12 protein-coding genes are annotated in these 17459 nt (G+C 55.0%); 3 read left to right on the top strand and 9 right to left on the bottom strand.

The genetic code is table 11. The features are described from left to right. Positions 1–5 precede the first annotated feature (5 nt). Positions 6–1145: a phosphotransferase family protein gene (locus AC2FLP_RS11535; protein ID WP_299901858.1), complete on the bottom strand. Its 1140-nt coding sequence runs from the start codon at positions 1143–1145 to the stop codon at positions 6–8. Between AC2FLP_RS11535 and AC2FLP_RS11530 the strand changes: the two genes are divergently transcribed. Next, positions 1144–2079 (top strand): LysR family transcriptional regulator, encoded by a 936-nt coding sequence (locus AC2FLP_RS11530; RefSeq protein ID WP_496683840.1) that lies wholly within the window; start codon positions 1144–1146, stop codon positions 2077–2079. The genes AC2FLP_RS11535 and AC2FLP_RS11530 overlap by 2 nt on opposite strands. An 81-nt stretch (positions 2080–2160) precedes the next feature. Here the strand turns inward: AC2FLP_RS11530 and AC2FLP_RS11525 are convergent, their stop codons facing one another. The 3 genes from AC2FLP_RS11525 to AC2FLP_RS11515 all read right to left on the bottom strand — a co-directional run bounded on the left by AC2FLP_RS11525 (position 2161) and on the right by AC2FLP_RS11515 (position 5765). Next, positions 2161–3456, bottom strand: coding sequence for a glycosyltransferase WbsX family protein (locus AC2FLP_RS11525; protein ID WP_496683837.1), 1296 nt, complete (start codon positions 3454–3456; stop codon positions 2161–2163). A 129-nt stretch (positions 3457–3585) separates the two neighbouring features. Continuing rightward, on the bottom strand, positions 3586–4851 hold the full coding sequence (locus AC2FLP_RS11520; protein WP_299901864.1) for a glycosyltransferase WbsX family protein: 1266 nt from the start codon (positions 4849–4851) through the stop codon (positions 3586–3588). Further along, the gene (locus AC2FLP_RS11515) at positions 4851–5765 is read right to left on the bottom strand and encodes a class I SAM-dependent methyltransferase (RefSeq protein WP_299901865.1); all 915 of its coding nucleotides are present in this window, start codon (positions 5763–5765) and stop codon (positions 4851–4853) included. The genes AC2FLP_RS11520 and AC2FLP_RS11515 overlap by 1 nt, the downstream gene beginning before the upstream one ends. Positions 5766–6647: 882 nt before the next feature. Between AC2FLP_RS11515 and AC2FLP_RS11510 the strand changes: the two genes are divergently transcribed. Continuing rightward, the gene (locus AC2FLP_RS11510) at positions 6648–7502 is read left to right on the top strand and encodes a glycosyltransferase family 2 protein (RefSeq protein ID WP_299901866.1); all 855 of its coding nucleotides are present in this window, start codon (positions 6648–6650) and stop codon (positions 7500–7502) included. A 73-nt stretch (positions 7503–7575) separates the two neighbouring features. Here the strand turns inward: AC2FLP_RS11510 and rfbA are convergent, their stop codons facing one another. The 5 genes from rfbA to AC2FLP_RS11485 all read right to left on the bottom strand — a co-directional run bounded on the left by rfbA (position 7576) and on the right by AC2FLP_RS11485 (position 13354). Continuing rightward, entirely contained in the window at positions 7576–8442 is an 867-nt protein-coding gene (gene rfbA / locus AC2FLP_RS11505) for a glucose-1-phosphate thymidylyltransferase RfbA (RefSeq protein WP_117873695.1), read from the bottom strand. An 18-nt stretch (positions 8443–8460) separates the two neighbouring features. Then, positions 8461–9324 (bottom strand): dTDP-4-dehydrorhamnose reductase, encoded by an 864-nt coding sequence (gene rfbD, locus AC2FLP_RS11500; RefSeq protein WP_496683831.1) that lies wholly within the window; start codon positions 9322–9324, stop codon positions 8461–8463. After that, a complete protein-coding gene (gene rfbB, locus AC2FLP_RS11495; protein WP_496672864.1) occupies positions 9321–10361 on the bottom strand; it encodes a dTDP-glucose 4,6-dehydratase in 1041 nt (346 codons plus the stop codon). The genes rfbD and rfbB overlap by 4 nt, the downstream gene beginning before the upstream one ends. Continuing rightward, positions 10358–10927, bottom strand: a complete 570-nt coding sequence (gene rfbC, locus AC2FLP_RS11490) for a dTDP-4-dehydrorhamnose 3,5-epimerase (RefSeq protein ID WP_299901871.1) — start codon at positions 10925–10927, stop codon at positions 10358–10360. The genes rfbB and rfbC overlap by 4 nt, the downstream gene beginning before the upstream one ends. 378 nt (positions 10928–11305) lie before the next feature. After that, complete coding sequence (locus tag AC2FLP_RS11485; protein WP_496683827.1) at positions 11306–13354, bottom strand: dockerin type I domain-containing protein; 2049 nt, start codon at positions 13352–13354, stop codon at positions 11306–11308. A gap of 160 nt (positions 13355–13514) precedes the next feature. Here AC2FLP_RS11485 and AC2FLP_RS11480 point away from each other — a divergent pair, with 160 nt between their 5' ends. Further along, positions 13515–17423 carry an Ig-like domain-containing protein gene (locus tag AC2FLP_RS11480; RefSeq protein ID WP_496683824.1) on the top strand — a complete coding sequence of 1303 codons (3909 nt, stop codon included), beginning with the start codon at positions 13515–13517 and terminating at the stop codon, positions 17421–17423. Positions 17424–17459 lie beyond the last annotated feature (36 nt).

Raw genomic sequence — 17459 nt, 5'->3', positions numbered from 1 at the left:
CCTCTTCAGTGAGTTGCAGCGGCGACTTCGTCGAGCGCCATTTGCGCCAGAGGGGCCACTAGGTCCTTGAACGCCATCGCGTTCTCGTTCGATGCATTTCCCGCCAGCGCACGACTATAAACACCCTGAGCAATCGCAGCCATCCGGAAGAAGGAAAACGCCAGATAGAAGGTCCAGTTTTCAATTTCTGGCAGTTCACGCAGCGAACAATACCGGTCGATCATCTCAGCTTCGGAAGGGATATTCAAAGCAGCCCGATCCAGCCCCTGCAACCCCCGGATCAGACCGGTCGGCGGCAACCGGAGACAGACACAGAAATATCCTAGATCAGCCATCGGGTGGCCCAGCGTCGACAGCTCCCAATCCAGAACGGCAGTGATCTGCGGGGTATCCGAAGCGAAGATAAAATTGTCTATGCGAAAATCGCCGTGGATCAGACTGACCGAACCGTCACCATCAGGCAGATTACGGGCCAGCCAGCTCATAAGCCGCTCCATCTCGGGAAGGTTGTTGGTTTCCGCAGCGCGATACTGTTTGGTCCAGCGGCTATACTGGCGTTCGAAATAATTTCCCGGCTTCCCGAAATCAGACAGACCGATGGCACTTATGTCAACCGAATGCAGCGCAGCCAGAACGCGGATCATTTCGTCAAAAATCGGACGATGGTCCGCCACGTCCAATTCAGGGAGCGCCGGGTTCCAGAAGATCCGCCCCTCCTGGAAGCTCATGACATAGAACATGGAACCGATGACATCCGTGTCCTCACACAGCACGTAAGGTTTGGCAACCGGAACCGCAGTGCCATGAAGTGCCTTGAGAACACGATATTCCCGATCCACTGCATGGGCCGAAGGCAGCAGGTCACCGGGCGGCTTGCGGCGCAGCACGTATTTCGAGCCACCGGCCTTCAGCAGATAGGTTGGGTTCGACTGCCCGCCTGAAAACTTCTGATAGGACAAAGGACCGGCGAAACCTTCGATGTGGCGCCCCAAATATGTCGAAAGCCGCTCGATATCGAGTTCGAGGCCGGATGATGTCATGCACAAATCTCCGTTTTCCGCCGGGATGTCATACAGCTTACCGCCACCAATGACATTTGTGAAATTTACTTGCATGATCGTCAGCATAAATCTGGTGAATGACATGACGACCAAGCTCAATAGGATCGACCTGAATCTTTTTGTTGTTTTTGACGCCATCTATACCGAGCGGAATCTGACCCGCGTTGCCGAACGCCTGTCGATCACACAACCGGCCGTCAGCAACGCCCTGACCCGGTTGCGCAGGACACTGAACGACCCGCTTTTCGTGAAAACCGGCACGGGGATGCAACCCACAGCCCTGGCAGAGAGTATTTCGGACAGGATCTCAGCCGCTCTCCGCCAGTTGCAAGCCGCATCGGCGCAGGTTGAACGATTCGACCCGTTCACCAGCAGACGCCTGTTCCGGGTCAGTTTGGTCGACCTTCACAGCCTCATCATCCTGCCCGGGCTTTTGTCCGGATTTCAAGGCACGGCACCGCAGGTCGAACTCAGCCTCGTGCGCATTCCCCGCCGGGATACGCGCAAGGCGTTGCAGCAGGGCACGATCGACATCGCGTCGGACATTCCGATGCCGGACAGTTCGGATCTGATCAGCCGGACCATCATGAAGGACCGTTACGTCTGTGCCATGCGACCCGACCACCCGCTGGGTTCGGGCCCATTGACGCTGGAGCGTTATCTTCAGCTGACACATCTGCATGTTTCCTCACGACCTCAGGGGGCAAGTCCGGTCGACATCGTCCTGCGCAAACTGGGTGCGCGGCGCAAACTCGGGCTTCAGATGCAAAGCTATCTGAACATCCGGGACATTCTGCACAAGACAGATATGGTTGCTACGCTGACCGAACGCAGCGCGCGTGAAATGGGGCTGCGCATGTTGAGGTTGCCGGTTGAAGTGCCTCCGATCGAACTTCGCCTGTATCGGCATATCCGTTCTGACGGCGACGAAGCCGTACAATGGATGTTCGACCAAATCGCAGGTCGCACCGTCAGAGCGAACGATACGGAACAGCATCATAGGGTCGATCAGAATTGATACGGAACCCCGGGCAACATGTGACATCAGGATATCAGAGGCGCCAACCGTCAGGTCCTCGAAATCTCAAGGTCGGAAACATCACGTATTTATCTGACTTTCAGACTTCTTGGGTAACGCGTCATACGTCGCCTGAAGATAGGCAAAGCCATATTTTCGGTCAGGCTCCAGATGAGTCCCCTCTGCCCACTCGTTCCATGCGTTTATGAAAACGATTTTTTCGTCAGCACTGTATTTTTCCTGCGCGAGAACCTGACGACACAAATGTTCCGTCCAGCGCCTGTAGGCATCGATTGAAAACCGGCCCATAATCCGAGGAGCATCCTGATTGCGCGCGGTATTGTCCCAGGAAAGCGTGGAGGACCGAAACAACTTGTATTCAGGTTCCGGCTTTTGAAGCTCTGCCTCGACCACGGCTTGATAATCCAGAACGGCTCCCGTGAACCCTGGATTGTAGATCCCCATCTCATCCGTGATGTCGGTGCGCTTTACCTGATGCGGAGGGAACTCCATAGCAGCGTCGAAACCCAATTTCTCGGGATCGCCAATATCGAAAGTCTGGGCAGCGATGAGATACAGGTCCGACTCGCCCCAGCTCTGCGCCTCTTTTCGCCATGCTGCGGTTGTTTCTTCGATATTCGGTATGATGTTCGCACGGTAAACGATAAAAACAGGCTTCCCATCTATCCGAATATAGCGCGGATCATCAAAGTATTTACGTATATGGCGGAGAAGGTTCAGGGAATCCTCGATCGTATGGTTCTGCGCGATAAGAACGTCATGCGCCCGCCCGTCCCAGCGGCGCGTCCAGTTTTCATTTGCCCATGTCAGGCAAAAAGGCATGTCAACCTCCGGATTGCCCAACATTTGTTCGAGCGGGTGTTCCATCAGGGTCTTTCCGCCGAACCAATAGTAGTAATAGGAGAAGCCTCCTATCCCGTAAGATTTCGCGATCCGCGCCTGTTCGACCATGATCTCTGGCAACCGCAAGTCGTAGTAGCCCAGATGAATCGGACAGTGAGGCTGGTAATGGCCCTGGTAATTCGGAACGGCCTTTCCGACATTGGTCCATTCGGTAAAGCCTTTACCCCACCATTCATCATTCTCTTTAAATGGGTGAAATTGCGGCAGGTAATGCGCGATCGCCCGTACTGCGGGATCAGCTTTCGCAGGCGGGTCGAAAGGTTTGAACTCTTCGGCCTGACCAACGGCTTCAATTCCCTGCCTGTTTGATTGCCCCGGTTTGTCCCAACCCCGTTTGGGGTCTCTTTTCTTGGCTGAATTTCTGAACCGCCTTGCCGTACGTGGCGACAAAGGTGGGCTGAGTTTCGACGCCGCGGTCAGCAAATAGTAAAGCAGGGTATCTTTGACGGACATGCAGTTTCTCGTACTAAGGTGCGTCGTGCCGACTATGACAAAGAAAACCTTTTTTTCTACGCAAAGCACGAGACAGAGTTGCATGACAAGTACTTGGAACTTTCATGCAACTCAATCCAGCGTGGTTTTCTATTTTGTGCGGGCCGCGGACAGCCATTGCTTCAGCAACCGACCGCTGACCGTATCGCGCAAAAGACGGAAAGCCCGTTTGGCCAATGATTTATTGGCACCATATGGAACGGGTTGCGCGTGACCTTGGGTGGCTTCGCCACGGCGCGAGATCTCGGGCACACCCACATGCGTCCAGTCGGTCAGCTTTGACCCCTGTAGAGCGGCTTTAGTCGCGTGTAAAAACGCGTGCCCATACTCCCGATCCGGTTCAAGATGACATCCTTCCGCCCATTCATTCCATGCATTCACGAAAACGAAACGTTCCTGGTCAGGGAAATCCTGAGCGGTTTTGCGCAAGGCTTGCGAGAGCCAATATTCATAGTTCTGCGGCGTTCCGTTCAAAACAATCATGGCATTTTCTTTCCGCCGGGCAGTGTTGTCCCAGGACGGAAAAACCGATCGATGAACGTTGTTTTCCGGTCCATAGTTGTGACCCAGGTACTGTTCTGCGATCGCGGAAAAGTCGACGCAATGGCCTTGGAAATCGTCGAACAAATCCACCTCTGGCGAGAGGTTGGGCACGTTGATGCTGTGGGGCGGGAATTCCACACCGGAATCAAACCCGTATGACGCGTAGTCCCAGTTACGGTGCGTAAGTGCACAGGCCAGATGTATTTTGGGGATGCCAACAGACGCGCAATAGTCTCGCCAGACCTGAACGGTTTTGCGCGAGTTCTTCAGATGTTGTGGACGATACACAATCAGGAACGGAGCGCCATCTACTGTTATGTAACGAGGGTCACGAAAAAAAGGCTCGATCGACTTAATGAATTCCAGATCGTCTTCGGGCTTGTACTTCTGCTCAATGAGGATCTCGTGTTCAGCCGCATCCCAGCGGCGCGTCCAGTTCTCATTCGCCCAGCAAAGACAAAACGGCATATCGCTTTCAGGATCCGCAAGCATTTCGTCGACGGGACGTTCGAGCAGTCGCTTTCCGGAAAACCAATAGTAATGGTAGCAGAATCCATCAATTCCGCTGGCTTTGGCCATTTCAATCTGCTCAAGCCGCGTTTCACGGACCCGCAAGTCATAAAACCCCAGATCTGTAGGAAGATGAGTTTGATAGTGCCCGGTGAAAAGTGGCTTGGCTTTTGCGACATTTGTCCACTCGGTGAAGCCCTTGCCCCACCACTCATCGTTTTCCGGGATCGGATGGAACTGAGGTAGGTAGAAGGCAATAGTCCTGATACTGCCAAATTCACGATTGGCGATGCTCGTGGACATTACTTCTTCAACCCCAACATCCGCGCGAGCGATTTTTTTTTCTTCTTGGCCAGTGGGCCAGGATCAACGCGCGAACCTGTGCCTGAGTTTACGGGACCGATCGTTGATTGCAGGTCAACGTCCTCGGACAGAGGCAAACCAGCCATCATGTTGGTCCAATGCTGCCTGGTTTCTTCATCGGGTTGTTCGACGGGTAAACCCATCAGGTAGATATCATTTACCGCGCGTTCTTTCGGGACCGATCTGCTCACGACTTGGAACACATGAGAATAGCGATTGCGCTGCAATGCAGCCTGAACATCCTGAGGCAAACGACTCCACCGGTGGCAAAACTCCGTCATCTCTGGCGAACGAACCACAAACTCGGCTTGTTCAATGCTCATACCCTCCGAAGACAGCAGGTGCTGAACATTTTTGATGCCGAAAAACCGGACATGGGTTCGATCCAACAGACCCCAGTCACGATACTCGAAATCTTCATCGACAAGACAACCAGCAATCGCTGCATGGCCAACATGCGGCAGGGAAAGAATCACCGACCCCGTGTCGTTCAAAAGCGATTTCATGCCTGAAAGAACGCTCCACGGGTCGTAAACGTGTTCCAGAACGTCTGCTGCGATCACGTAATCGAAAACCCCGTCTTTTTCGCGAACGATGTCACTCCATGAATCATCGTTGAGATCCATCGGGTACACCGAACGGGCAAACGGCTTTAGCTTCTCGATCGCCGAAGGGTCGATCTCAAGCGCCACAACATCACATTCCAACGTGCCGGAAAGATGGCGCGTGATTGAACCAGGCCCGGCCCCGATCTCAAGCACCTTGGACCCGGGCTTTACCATGCGCAGCACACGTGCAGGTGCTACATCACTATTCATATCAATGTCGTATTCGTAAGTGTGTCTATCGCTCACTGCAATTCTTCCGTGATGCTTATTTCGTGCTTCAATTCGGCTGCTATATAGTTTGGTCTGGTTCTGCAATCCCCAATACCAAACCGATACATGAGGCTTCAGATGTTATACCCAGATAATACTCAGTTTCGGCGATTACTGTTGCACAAAACTTCCCCGGCAGCAATGACCCCTCGCCTGGGGCCATTGACAACGAAGATTCTCCGCAACCACTTTCAAAGTAACGCTTTTAGGCTGAATTGTGGTTCGAAACCCGTTCACCTCGGAGAGTCGGCATACGCGTGACTGTCGAGACGTATTTCGTGGTTTCCTGCCGCATTCCATCAGAGGCATGCTTGAAATAATTGCATAGTTTCCGCAGCTTACCGATATCGCGGAAGGTTGCGGTTTAGGCAGTATGATGTCTGTCAGATGCGCGCTTGGTACAGAGCGCGCACCCTTGCGTCTGCAACCATTTGCAACACTTACGGTGCACCGCATGCGCATTACTCTGGCAAATGGATTGCACCGGGATTCCTATATCGCTTTCAAGGCGTGCTGCTACTTCTTGGTTTCAAACTGACGACAGGCAACAATCTGCTCACTCACCTCATTTGTCGGAAATCGGAAAACCACAAAGACGTTCATCGCACTGCTCAGAGCAAAAAGCCCAGCACTTCCCAACGTGTTTTCGCCAACCTGCCACCCTCGTTGATCGGTTTTATGTCCTGGCTTCACCGGTTCAAACCGCTTCAAATACTTCACAGATTGTTGTCGCTGAGCGGACAGGGCCACAGAGTGCACTCTTCAGCCCAGACCTGTCACACTGGAACCGGGGTTGACCCTAACTGTGTTTGAGAGGAAGTAACAATCAGGTCCATTCCACAGATACGGCAGGCAGGATTGTCACAGATTACGATCATAAGCGTTTGCTACAACAGCACCGGGGTCCTGCCAGAGATGCTGAGTTCGATCCCCGAAGGCGTGCCCACGATTCTAGTCGACAATGGGTCGGATGATATTGAAACGGTGCGGTTATTGGCAAAGGCACACGACGCAACTCTGGTCGAAAGCCCTGAAAACATTGGATTTGGCCGCGCCTGCAACCTTGGTGCCGCCAAAGCAACCTCGGACCTGCTTTTGTTTCTGAACCCGGATTCTCATTTGTTGCCCGGAGCGTTAGACGCTCTGCAAGAGGGGGCCGACAATCATCCGGATGCGTCAGCATTCAATCCTGCTATTCTCGACCGGAAGGGGGCACCTCGTTTCAGGCGCTACAGTGTGATCATTCCCCGAAATGAGACCCTGCCCAGGAAAACAGCCAATTCCGACTTTGAATTGCCGGTCCTCGTCGGCGCCGCGTTTCTGGTCCGCCACGAAGCATTCGAAGCGGTTGGCGGGTTTGACCCCGAAATCTTTCTGTATCATGAAGACGATGACCTGAGCCTGCGGCTCAAGGCTGTCTGCGGTCCACTGTACTATATTCACAACGCTCAGATGCGCCATGCCAGAGGCAAGTCTTCTCCAGGAAGCCCAGCCATCGCTGGCCTGAAAGGCTGGTATATGGGGCAATCGAGAGTTTATGTCGCCCGCAAACATGAAGTCCCGATGGCTTTTGGTCGAGCCCTGGCATCGGCGCTTCTGCAAATGCTGTCACCGGTTGTGTTATTCTCAGCGAGAAAACGCGCCAAACAATGGGCCTTCTTGCGCGGCGTTTGGCATGGTCGGAATGCCCGACCAGCCCCGTTCAGACCTTGATCACAAAGCGTGAAGCAGTTTGCGGCCCAAGCAAAATCCAGCCTGAACACGTAACCATGAGACAGTTCCCGGCCTAGCTCAAAAGCCCCTTAAGATAGGTGCCGTACGTGGACTTGGCGAACAGGCGCGCGCGCGTATCAAGAGCCTCGTCGTCGATCCAGCCATTCGCCCAGGCAATTTCATCCAGGCTGCCGGTCTGCATACCCTGACGTTCCGTGATCGTGCGCACGAAGTTTCCCGCATCCAGCAAAGACCCGTGTGTGCCGGTATCCAGCCAGGCAAAACCGCGCCCCATGGTCTGCACATCCAGCAAACCTTCGTCCAGATACATCTCCAACAGCGACGTGATTTCCAGCTCGCCGCGATCTGACGGTTTGACCTCAAGAGCGCGGGCCGGAGCATCGCCATCCAGAAAATAAAGACCCGTCACCGCGTAGTTCGACGGAGGTACCTTTGGTTTTTCGACGATCGCGCGGGCTTTGTTTCCTTCGAAATCCACAACGCCGTAGCGTTCGGGATCAGCGACCCGATACGCAAAAACCGTACCGCCGCGCTCCAGTTGATCCGCCTCGAGCAGCAGGTCCGGAAGGCCATGTCCGAAGAAAATGTTATCACCCAGAATCAACGCAGACGGGGCACCATCCAGAAAATCCTCGGCCAGTGTATAAGCCTGCGCCAGACCATCAGGAGACGGTTGCACAATCCAGGTCAAGGACAACCCGTATTGACTGCCATCCCCCAACAGGCGCTGAAACTGATCCTGATCCTGAGGGGTGGTGATGATCGCGATTTCGCGGATCTGCGACAGCATCAAAACACTCAGAGGGTAAAAGATCATCGGCTTGTCGTAGATCGGCAGCAACTGCTTCGATATCGCCATGGTAATCGGGTAAAGCCGGGTTCCGGACCCACCGGCAAGAATAATGCCTTTGCGCTGCATAATCTGTCCTTTCAAGGTTCAGCTGGTCGCTGACTTCAACTCGCTCAATATCTCGGCCAGTCCAGCTTTCCAGTCGGGCCTGTGAATTCCGAACACATTTTCAAGCCGCGAACAGTCCATACGTGAGTTCAGCGGCCTGGGCGCAGGCGTTGGGTACGCTTCGGTTGGAATATCTTCGATCTGAACCGACAAGCCGGATTGAGAAACAATTTCACGGGCGAAATCCGCCCAGCTGGCATCGGGTGCACCGGAATAGTGGAACACGCCGCCTTTGGCTTCGGGGCCGGCCTTGGCCATTTCAAGCAAGGTGTCGGCAATGTCGGCAGCAGGTGTTGGCCCACCGATCTGATCTGCGACAATGGTCAGCTTGTCACGGTTCTCTGCCAGTCGGATAATGGTCTTTACAAAGTTTTTTCCGTGGGCCGAAAAAACCCAGCTTGTGCGCAAAATGGCGTGCTGTCCACCAGCCGCTGCAATCTGGCGTTCGCCGTCCAGTTTGGTTTGACCATAGGCTCCCAACGGCCCGGTCGGATTATCGGTGCTCCAGGGGGTCGTTCCAGAACCGTCAAAAACGTAGTCTGTGGAAATATGCAGAAAGGGCAGGTCTCGGGCCGCGGCGGCACGCGCCATTGCTCCGGGTGAATCTCCGTTGATCCGCTTCGCCAGCTCTCTTTCTTCTTCGGCCTGGTCTACGGAAGTATAGGCTGCTGCATTGATGATCACGTCCGCATCCGTGTTCCGGATGGCTTCTGCACATTGCGTCGGATCCGACAAATCCGCCGCGGCGCGATCCAGGGATTCAACCAAGACATCATGTGCCTGCCCGCGACGTCGCAACTCGGTCGCCACCTGCCCCCCGCGGCCGAATACCAGCGCCTTCATTTGGCAACACCCAGTCGCTCACCCACACCGCTGCGGGCCTGCAGGGCGTTTAACCACGCGCTGTTGTCCAGATACCACTGGACTGTCTGTTCCAGACCAGTTTCAGGCGTATAGGAAGGGCGCCAGTTCAGTTCCGTGCGAATCCGGGTCGGGTCAATGGCATAGCGCTGATCGTGACCGGGGCGATCAGCGACGAACGTGATCAAATCCGCATAGGGAGTTTCACCCGGCTTGAGGCGATCCAGAATTGCGCATAGCATTCTGACAAGATCAAGATTGGTCATCTCATTCTCGCCACCGATGTTGTAGCTGCGGCCCAGTTCGCCCTTTTCGAGAACCAGCAACAGGGCTTCGGCATGGTCGTCGACGTGCAGCCAGTCGCGAATATTGTCACCTTTCCCGTAAATCGGGATCGGTTTGCCTGCCAGCGCGCTGAGGATGACCACGGGGATCAGCTTTTCCGGGAACTGGTAAGGGCCGTAATTATTGGAGCAATTGGTAAGAACCACTGGCAGGCCGTATGTTTCACGCCACGCCCGCACGAGATGATCCGATCCCGCTTTCGAGGCCGAATAAGGTGAGTTCGGCTGGTATGGGCTGTCTTCGGTGAAAAACCCAGTTTCACCCAAGGATCCAAAGACTTCATCGGTTGAAATATGATGAAACCGGAAATGCTCGGGTCGGCCTGCACCCACCCAATAGGTGCGTGCGGCTTCCAACAATACATAAGTACCGGTCAGGTTCGTGTCGATGAACGCTGCCGGGCCATCGATCGAACGGTCAACATGGCTTTCAGCGGCCAGATGCATGATCGCGTCGGGCTGGTGCGTGTTCAGAATTGCCGACATCGCGGCCGCATCCCGGATATCCGCATGTTCAAAAACGTATTCCGGCACATCTGCGACAGCGGCAACATTGTCCAGACAGGCCGCGTAGGTCAGGGCATCGACATTGACGACCGAATGCCCATCGGCAATCGCGCGACGGATAACGGCAGAGCCGATAAAGCCCGCCCCGCCCGTAACCAGAATTTTCATTGTGTGCCCTCGAATACGAAAGGTGATTCAATTTCGCGCAGAAGTGGTGCGATCCGATCTTTCTCGGACAGCTGGGGTTCTGAATTGTTCTGTGGCCATTTAATGCCGATATCGGGATCGTCCCAACAAACCGCACCTTCAGTTTCCGGCGCGTAGGTATCAGAACACTTGTAGACGATCTCGGTCTCCGGCTCCAACGTCACAAACCCATGCGCGAATCCCACCGGAACCAACAGCATCCGCCCATTCTCGAAACTCAGTTCTTCACCGACCCAGTGACCATAGGTGGGCGAGCCTTTGCGGATATCGACCGCGACATCAAACAGCCGCCCACGACCGCAGCGCACCAGTTTAGCCTGCGCCTTTGGCGGAGCTTGAAAATGCAGTCCGCGTACCGTGTTCACCGTGCTCGAAAGGGAATGATTGTCCTGAACGAATTGCGTATGAATCCCTTGTGCCGCAAAGCCGTCGGCATTGTAGGTTTCCTCAAAGAACCCGCGATGATCGCCAAAACGCTTCGGGGTAATCAGTTTCACTTCCGGAATGGAAAGCGCCAATATTTCCATTGTTACTAGTTTTCATCTCTGTGTTGAAGTCTCGGCCTGCTATGTCACATTTGCTCCACCGACGCCAAGACCTATGTTGTCCGATCAGCAATTTGAGCGGCTTATCGGTTCTAAAGGTCAGGCGATTATCACAGGCAAATTGCGATTCTGGTAGAATCCATTGAAAATACTGGGCCATCTCCACATGAAAACACAGGGATGGAACAGATAAGGAAGCCGCAGGCGCGACAACGCTTGGGCCGAAACCAAAAGCACCACGATGTGGTATGGCATTCGAGCGCTGAGCCTGGGACGTGTCAATTTGGCCGTAAAAGCCAGCCAGTGCCATCCTGTTTATAGAGTTACAAACCTTGCTTCACCCGAGACGTCACTCGACGTTCAGGTCGCTTCGAGATTACCCAATAAGATAGACGTCATGTCCGCGGTGATAACCCCATCCAAGGCCACAGCATCGATACCCGTTTGATAGGCTACATCATCCTTGGTTATTCCGGAAAGGTCCGCGTTTTCATCCAGAAATACCCATTCAGGGTCATGGGCCGTGGGCTGTCCGACGGCGGCTTGCAAAATTGCAAGAGCATCCAGGGCGTTCACGGTGCCATCCCTGTTGACGTCTGCGGCTATCAGGTTTTCCGCGGTCGCTGGACCCCATGTCGGATCAAGACCAACCGAGATACGCAACACTTGCAAAGCGTCCAGCGCGTCAATCTTCCCGCTTGCCGTGGAATAGTGTTTGGTGATGTCAAGCACTCCGGGAAAGGTGCCATCCGGCAATTCCAGGTCAAACCGCCCCTGATCACCTGCGGTAGCGGATACCGTACCCCCGCCGTCTGGCGTGAACCGGATTTCCGCGTCCGTCAGCCCCGGATTTGCGGCCTCGCTGTCCACCGTAATCTGCCCGACCAATCCATCAGAGCTGCCCGGTGTCTGCCCGCCCAAGTCCCCGAAATCTACCGGGATGTGATCCGGTCCGGCGAAGCCTGCGCCAAAGATATCCGTGCTTGTCAAAGCGCCGCCCGAGGCGGATTGGACCTGCACGGTCTCGCCACGATATTCGATCTGAGCCCCGTTTGCCGTGCTGGTAAAGGTCAGTTGCTGAGGCGACCGCAACAGAAGGTAGTCGAACATATCCAGTCGATCCAGGCCCGCCTGAAAATCGGTTATTGTGGTCAGACCACTACCGGACTGCATCACGAAGATGTCGGCCCCTGCACCACCCGACATCGTCGTCGCACCCTTCCCCGCGATGAGAATGTCGTCTCCGGCGCCTCCCAGTAGGGTCGTGTCCAGAATACTGCCGCTCAGGATATCGTCCGACGCACTCCCGTTCACCGTACCGAACCCTTTTCTTACCGCACCCAGATCATCAACCGGAACAGTCAGGACAGTCACTCCGGCATCCTGTTGCGATGTTACGAAAATTTGCAACTCATCACCCACATGCGCAACGCTGATCGATTCGACATTCTGCAACCCACTCGCCACCGTGTCCGCGAAACTGTCCAGATGAACCAGTTGACCTTCGAGTGTCAGAGTGAACAGAGACAGGCCATCATCGCTGCCGCCTGCAACCACAAAGACCCGCCCGTTCACGTCTATGACCGCCAGATCCTGAACCGATTCAAACCGCGTATGAAGCGTATCAAGCACATGGTCCGTCGCCTTCAAACTTCCATCGCTGTTCAATTGAAGAACACTGAGAGAGTTGCTGCCGGACCCCGCCACCACAACCCAGGATTTACCGTATGCCTCTACGGTCTCGACATCCGTTGGGGTTGAAACACCAAGGGTTCCGAGTACCGAATCATTGTTGATCTCGGTTAGCGTGCCGGTGCCGGAGTCGATGCGGTACGTCGCGACAGAGTTTGTTGCCGCGTCACTTGAGATCAGAAAATGTTCCGAACCCGACCGCAATGTCTGCATGGCATCCGCTGTGCCGGCAATCAAACCCGCAAGACTGAGCGTCCCGTTCGCGTTCACATGATAGGTTCCGATATTGTCGGTATCCTCATGCGCCATCGCAAGGACATCCGAAGACCCAAGTGAAAACTGTACGATGGCCGAGATATCTCCGCCTCCGTTGAGCGTTCCTGTTTCTTTCAGGCTACCGATCGTTCCGTCCGCGTTCACGTTATACCCGACCAGGCCCGCGGCAGTGTTGATATCGAGCGCAATCTGCTCGGTTCCCGCCAGCGTTATCGGCGTGGCACTGCGCCCCACCTGGAAGGTGATCGAACCGCTGTAATATTCTGTGTCAACCAGCTGCGGCAGGGCACCTTCGGCCAACCGCCAGACTGCGACGCCGCCACCCGGACCGGTCACCGTGTAGAGATACGTATTCCCGTTAAGCGTTTTTAAAGCCGTATCGCCGATACCTGAATCGAGCGCCGTGCTCCCCGTTGCCACTACACTTTCGAACTGAAGCATCACAGCCATCACCTCACACGCCACCCCTGGCAGTTACGGCAAGATGACCAGATGAGCAGACCGAAACCAAAGCAGAATTGTGGTGAAAACGAGAAGTTCGGTTTCAGTTTAACTCAATTTTTTCAGGTCCGATCGCAACGGCAACAAATGGGAAAGACAGATGAGCAAAACGCCAAACAGCACATCCTTTCCTGTTGCGATGATCGCGGACACCACATGCGAGGGCAAGATGACCATAGCACCTGAGGCCAACAATCGTCCGGCGGCTGACTCAACGGACGGAGATCGCAAATCTCAAGTTCAACAATGGATCAATGGAAAGCTTGGTCGTTGGGCGGGTCGAGGCGCGGCTGGCGGCCTTATGTCCACATTGATGGCTTTGCCCGCGTTGTCGCAAGCAACCGTCGAGGAGCTGTACGCCTTCCAGTTCGCAGAAACAATTCCGGGTGTGCGATCCGCCAAACTGCTGAAAAACAGCGATGTTCTTCTGAAAATGGCTGACGGTCGGACGATGATCGTGGCGGCGGAAAACGTACAGGTTTTGGACAGCGGCGCAATCATGATCGCAGAAGAGGCGGTTGCCGAAATCGCCCAGTTCAGCGCAGCTGAAGCCGGAGCGACAGCTGGTGGAATCAGCGGTGCAGGGGCTGCACTGGGTGGCCTTGGTCTGGCCGGTGCGGCTGCCGCCGCAGGCGGAGGTGGCGGTGGCGGCGATTCCTCTAAACCCGTCGCGTCAGAGCCTGAACCCCAACCCCAACCAGAACCGAGCTACACCAGCCTGAACCTGGCCGAACTTCAGGCAACGGCATTGAACAGCGCCATTACCAATGCCACCGCTCCTGAAGGAGCATCGACGGTTGAGGTCACGATAGGTTCGCTTGTTAAAAGCGTAACGCCCAACGATGACGGCAGTTGGAGCGTTTCTCTCACTGCTGCCGAAGCAAATGCGCTGCCGCAAGGCGTCTCTACGGTGACAGTCAGACATCTGGACGATTCAGGCACGGAACTGTCAAGCGAATCCGTTCAGTTCGATATTGATACAATTCCACCAACCCTGTCGATCACCGGGTTTTCCGATGGCGTTGTTTTGAATTCGATCGAACAGGCAACAGATCTGACAGTCACCGGAACGACCGATGCGGAAGACGGGCAGACCGTTACCGTCTCAATGAATGGGCAAGACTATTCGGGCACAGTATCCAACGGACAATGGAGCGTTACTGTCCCGGCGGCAGACCTCTCGGAACTACCTGACGGCTCGACGATTGCCGTTACCGCTGATGTTGCCGACGCGACGGGAAACTCCGCACCACAGGCTAGCGGAAGCTTTGATACTGATTTTACTGCACCAACTGTTTCTCTGGATCCCGTGGCTGGCGGCTCGATAGAACTGATCGACGTAGCCGGCGACCTGGCCTTGACCGGTTCCACCACGGCAGAGGACGGTCAGACCATCATCGTTACGTTCAACGGACAAGTGCATACAGGCACCGCTTCTGGCGGAAGCTGGAGTGTAACGATCCCCAATTCCGATCTGGGCAGTCTTTCCACCGGAGTGCCCGCATCGATTCTGGTTGCCGTCGAAGATGTGTCGGGCAATCCGGCAGTGCCGCTTCTTGTATCGGTTCCCGTGGACCTGACCGGCCCTTCCATTTCGATATCACCGCTTCCTGTTGGTTCCGTACTGAACGCAACCGAAGCCGGATCCGACTTGACCATCAGCGGGCTGACGTCAAATGTTGAGGATGGTCAGCAAGTTACCGTAACCCTCGATGGTCAAACATATTCCGAAACAGTATCCGGCGGGGCCTGGAACGTGACTGTGCCAACTGGGGATCTGGCGTCTCTGCCGGATGGGGGCAACTTCTCTGTTACAGCGGATGTCGACGACGCCAGCGGCGTGACGGCACCGCAGGCTGAAGTGACACTTTCCAAGGATGTGACCGCGCCGACACTCAGCATCGACAGTTTCTCGGACGGAGCTGTCATGAACGCATCCGAGCGGACTACAGATCTTTCCATCTCGGGAAGCACGACAGCAGAAGACGGTCAAATCGTAACTGTCAGCTTGAACGGGCAGTCCTATACTGCAACGGTTTCTGGAGGCAGCTGGAGCGCGACTGTACCTGCTTCGGATCTGACAGGTCTTTCTGACGCGGCGTCCATCACTGTAACAGCGGATGTCTCGGACGCTGCCGGGAATCCAGCTCCACAAGCCAACAACAGCTTTACCACCGATTTCACGCCACCGACGATTGGAATTTCAACCGTATCCGACGGGGCTGTCATGAACGCCGTTGAACAAGGAACCGACCTGACAGTGTCAGGAACTTCCGATGCGCCGGACGGAACAGTTGTTACCGTCGAGATCACGCGCACTGACGGCACTACGGACGTTACCGGAACGGCAACGGTAACCGGGGGCATCTGGACCTATACGGCAACCGTGACAGATTTGTCTGCCCTGCAAGACAACGAGACTTACAATATCAATGCGTCGATCTCGGACGCAGCGGGAAACAACAATCAAACCACAACAAGCTTTTCCACTGACTTCACAGCACCTTCAATAACCATAAACAGTCTGCCTGTGGGTGCCGTGTTGGACGTGACCGAGAGGGGCGTGGATCTTGCAATCTCGGGCACAACCACGGGTGAAGATGGCCAGACCGTTTCGGTTACATTCGGTGGGCAAACCTATACAGGCGTTGCATCAAATGGGTCTTGGGCAGTTACCATTCCCACCAGTGATCTTGGACTGCTCTCTGACGGAACGACCTATTCCATTTCCGCCACTGTTGACGATCTTGCCGGAAACAGCTCCGCAGCCGCGAACAGCTCACTCTCCACAGACTTTCGCCCCTTGTTGACGTTGAACGATATCGGGGTCAACAATTCGATTGCTCTGGACGATGCTCAAACCTCCGGTATTACCCTCAGCGGTTCATCCGCCGGACTGACAAACGGCCAGTCGGTGGATGTCACATTGAACGGAACTTCGGTCGGATCAGCAACGGTGACCGCAGACGGATCCTGGACATTGTCTGTCGCAGCGTCTGACTTTTCGGCTGTAGAGGCAGGTGAAGACCTTGTTTTTTCGGCGCAGGCGACAGTTGCGGGTGGGCCAGATCCACTGCCAGTCTCCGAGCAAGCCGTTGCGCACGAACCCGCCGCTTACGTGATCTCTGAAGTCGGGCGCACAGGATCTACGGTGACGTTCGCAATCTACGCCGAAGCCGAACGCGATATCTCCAGCGGTTTGGCTTTGACGGCAGAACTCGAATTTGACTCTTCAGTTGCCACATTCAACAGCGCGTCGGTTTCGCAAAACAACGCCTTCGATTTGTTTTTGGCCAGCCCGGGCGCCGGGGACACGGTGAATTTAGCCGGCGCCGCGACAACCTTTACAGATCTCTCTCAACCGCTTGTCACCTTCACGATGACAATCCAGGACGTCAGCCAGCCTATTGAGCTGACAATCAAAACGTCTGATGGCGGACCATCGACAGTTCACTTTGGCACCAATAGTGATGACACACTCGTCGCCGCGAATACGGACACCATCACTCGCGGCGGTGATGGCGACGATACCATTGATGTTTCTGCGGCAGGGCGAGACATCGTCGTCTTCGAAGCAGACCCGGCCAGCAATGGTACAGACACAGTGACTGGCTTCACGATTGGCCCGGCTTCGGATATATCCGACGCACTGATGTTCCACGGGCTGGACACCAATACGCTTCGCGGTGATGGCACCGGATTCGAATTGCTTTCCGCTGGCGACACGTTGGGCACAAACACCGGATTTGTCGGTCTTGACACAGTACTCACCGACCTCAACCGCAGCACAATCGAAGCTGCTGTCGAGAGTTTCGCCGGAGCCATGGCAGGCGATGAGCTTTACGTGATGGCAACCGACGGAACAAACAGTGTTCTGGTCAAGGTAGATTTCCAGGCGCCGGAAGATGCCAGCGTTGAAACCGTGGCCACGTTCCAAGACCTGAGCGATCTGAGCGGCCTGACCGCAGATAATATCCTGCACACCGACCCAACTGGGGCAACGGCTTAACCCGACCCGGCGTACGAACGAGCGGAATTCAACATC

Source organism: Ruegeria sp. CDSA141 (assembly GCF_059612005.1).
Note: the sequence above shows the minus strand (reverse complement) of the source record. Positions and strands in the feature narration are given on the sequence as shown.

Excerpts from the sequence above, each read along its gene's own strand:
- rfbA (WP_117873695.1), bottom strand. The coding sequence starts at position 8,442 with ATGCAGCGCAAAGGCATTATTCTTGCCGGTGGGTCCGGAACCCGGCTT.
- rfbC (WP_299901871.1), bottom strand. The coding sequence starts at position 10,927 with ATGGAAATATTGGCGCTTTCCATTCCGGAAGTGAAACTGATTACCCCG.
- rfbD (WP_496683831.1), bottom strand. The coding sequence starts at position 9,324 with ATGAAGGCGCTGGTATTCGGCCGCGGGGGGCAGGTGGCGACCGAGTTG.
- rfbB (WP_496672864.1), bottom strand. The coding sequence starts at position 10,361 with ATGAAAATTCTGGTTACGGGCGGGGCGGGCTTTATCGGCTCTGCCGTT.
- AC2FLP_RS11530 (WP_496683840.1), top strand. The coding sequence starts at position 1,144 with ATGACGACCAAGCTCAATAGGATCGACCTGAATCTTTTTGTTGTTTTT.
- AC2FLP_RS11485 (WP_496683827.1), bottom strand. The coding sequence starts at position 13,354 with ATGCTTCAGTTCGAAAGTGTAGTGGCAACGGGGAGCACGGCGCTCGAT.
- AC2FLP_RS11520 (WP_299901864.1), bottom strand. The coding sequence starts at position 4,851 with ATGTCCACGAGCATCGCCAATCGTGAATTTGGCAGTATCAGGACTATT.
- AC2FLP_RS11480 (WP_496683824.1), top strand. The coding sequence starts at position 13,515 with ATGAGCAAAACGCCAAACAGCACATCCTTTCCTGTTGCGATGATCGCG.
- AC2FLP_RS11525 (WP_496683837.1), bottom strand. The coding sequence starts at position 3,456 with ATGTCCGTCAAAGATACCCTGCTTTACTATTTGCTGACCGCGGCGTCG.
- AC2FLP_RS11535 (WP_299901858.1), bottom strand. The coding sequence starts at position 1,145 with ATGTCATTCACCAGATTTATGCTGACGATCATGCAAGTAAATTTCACA.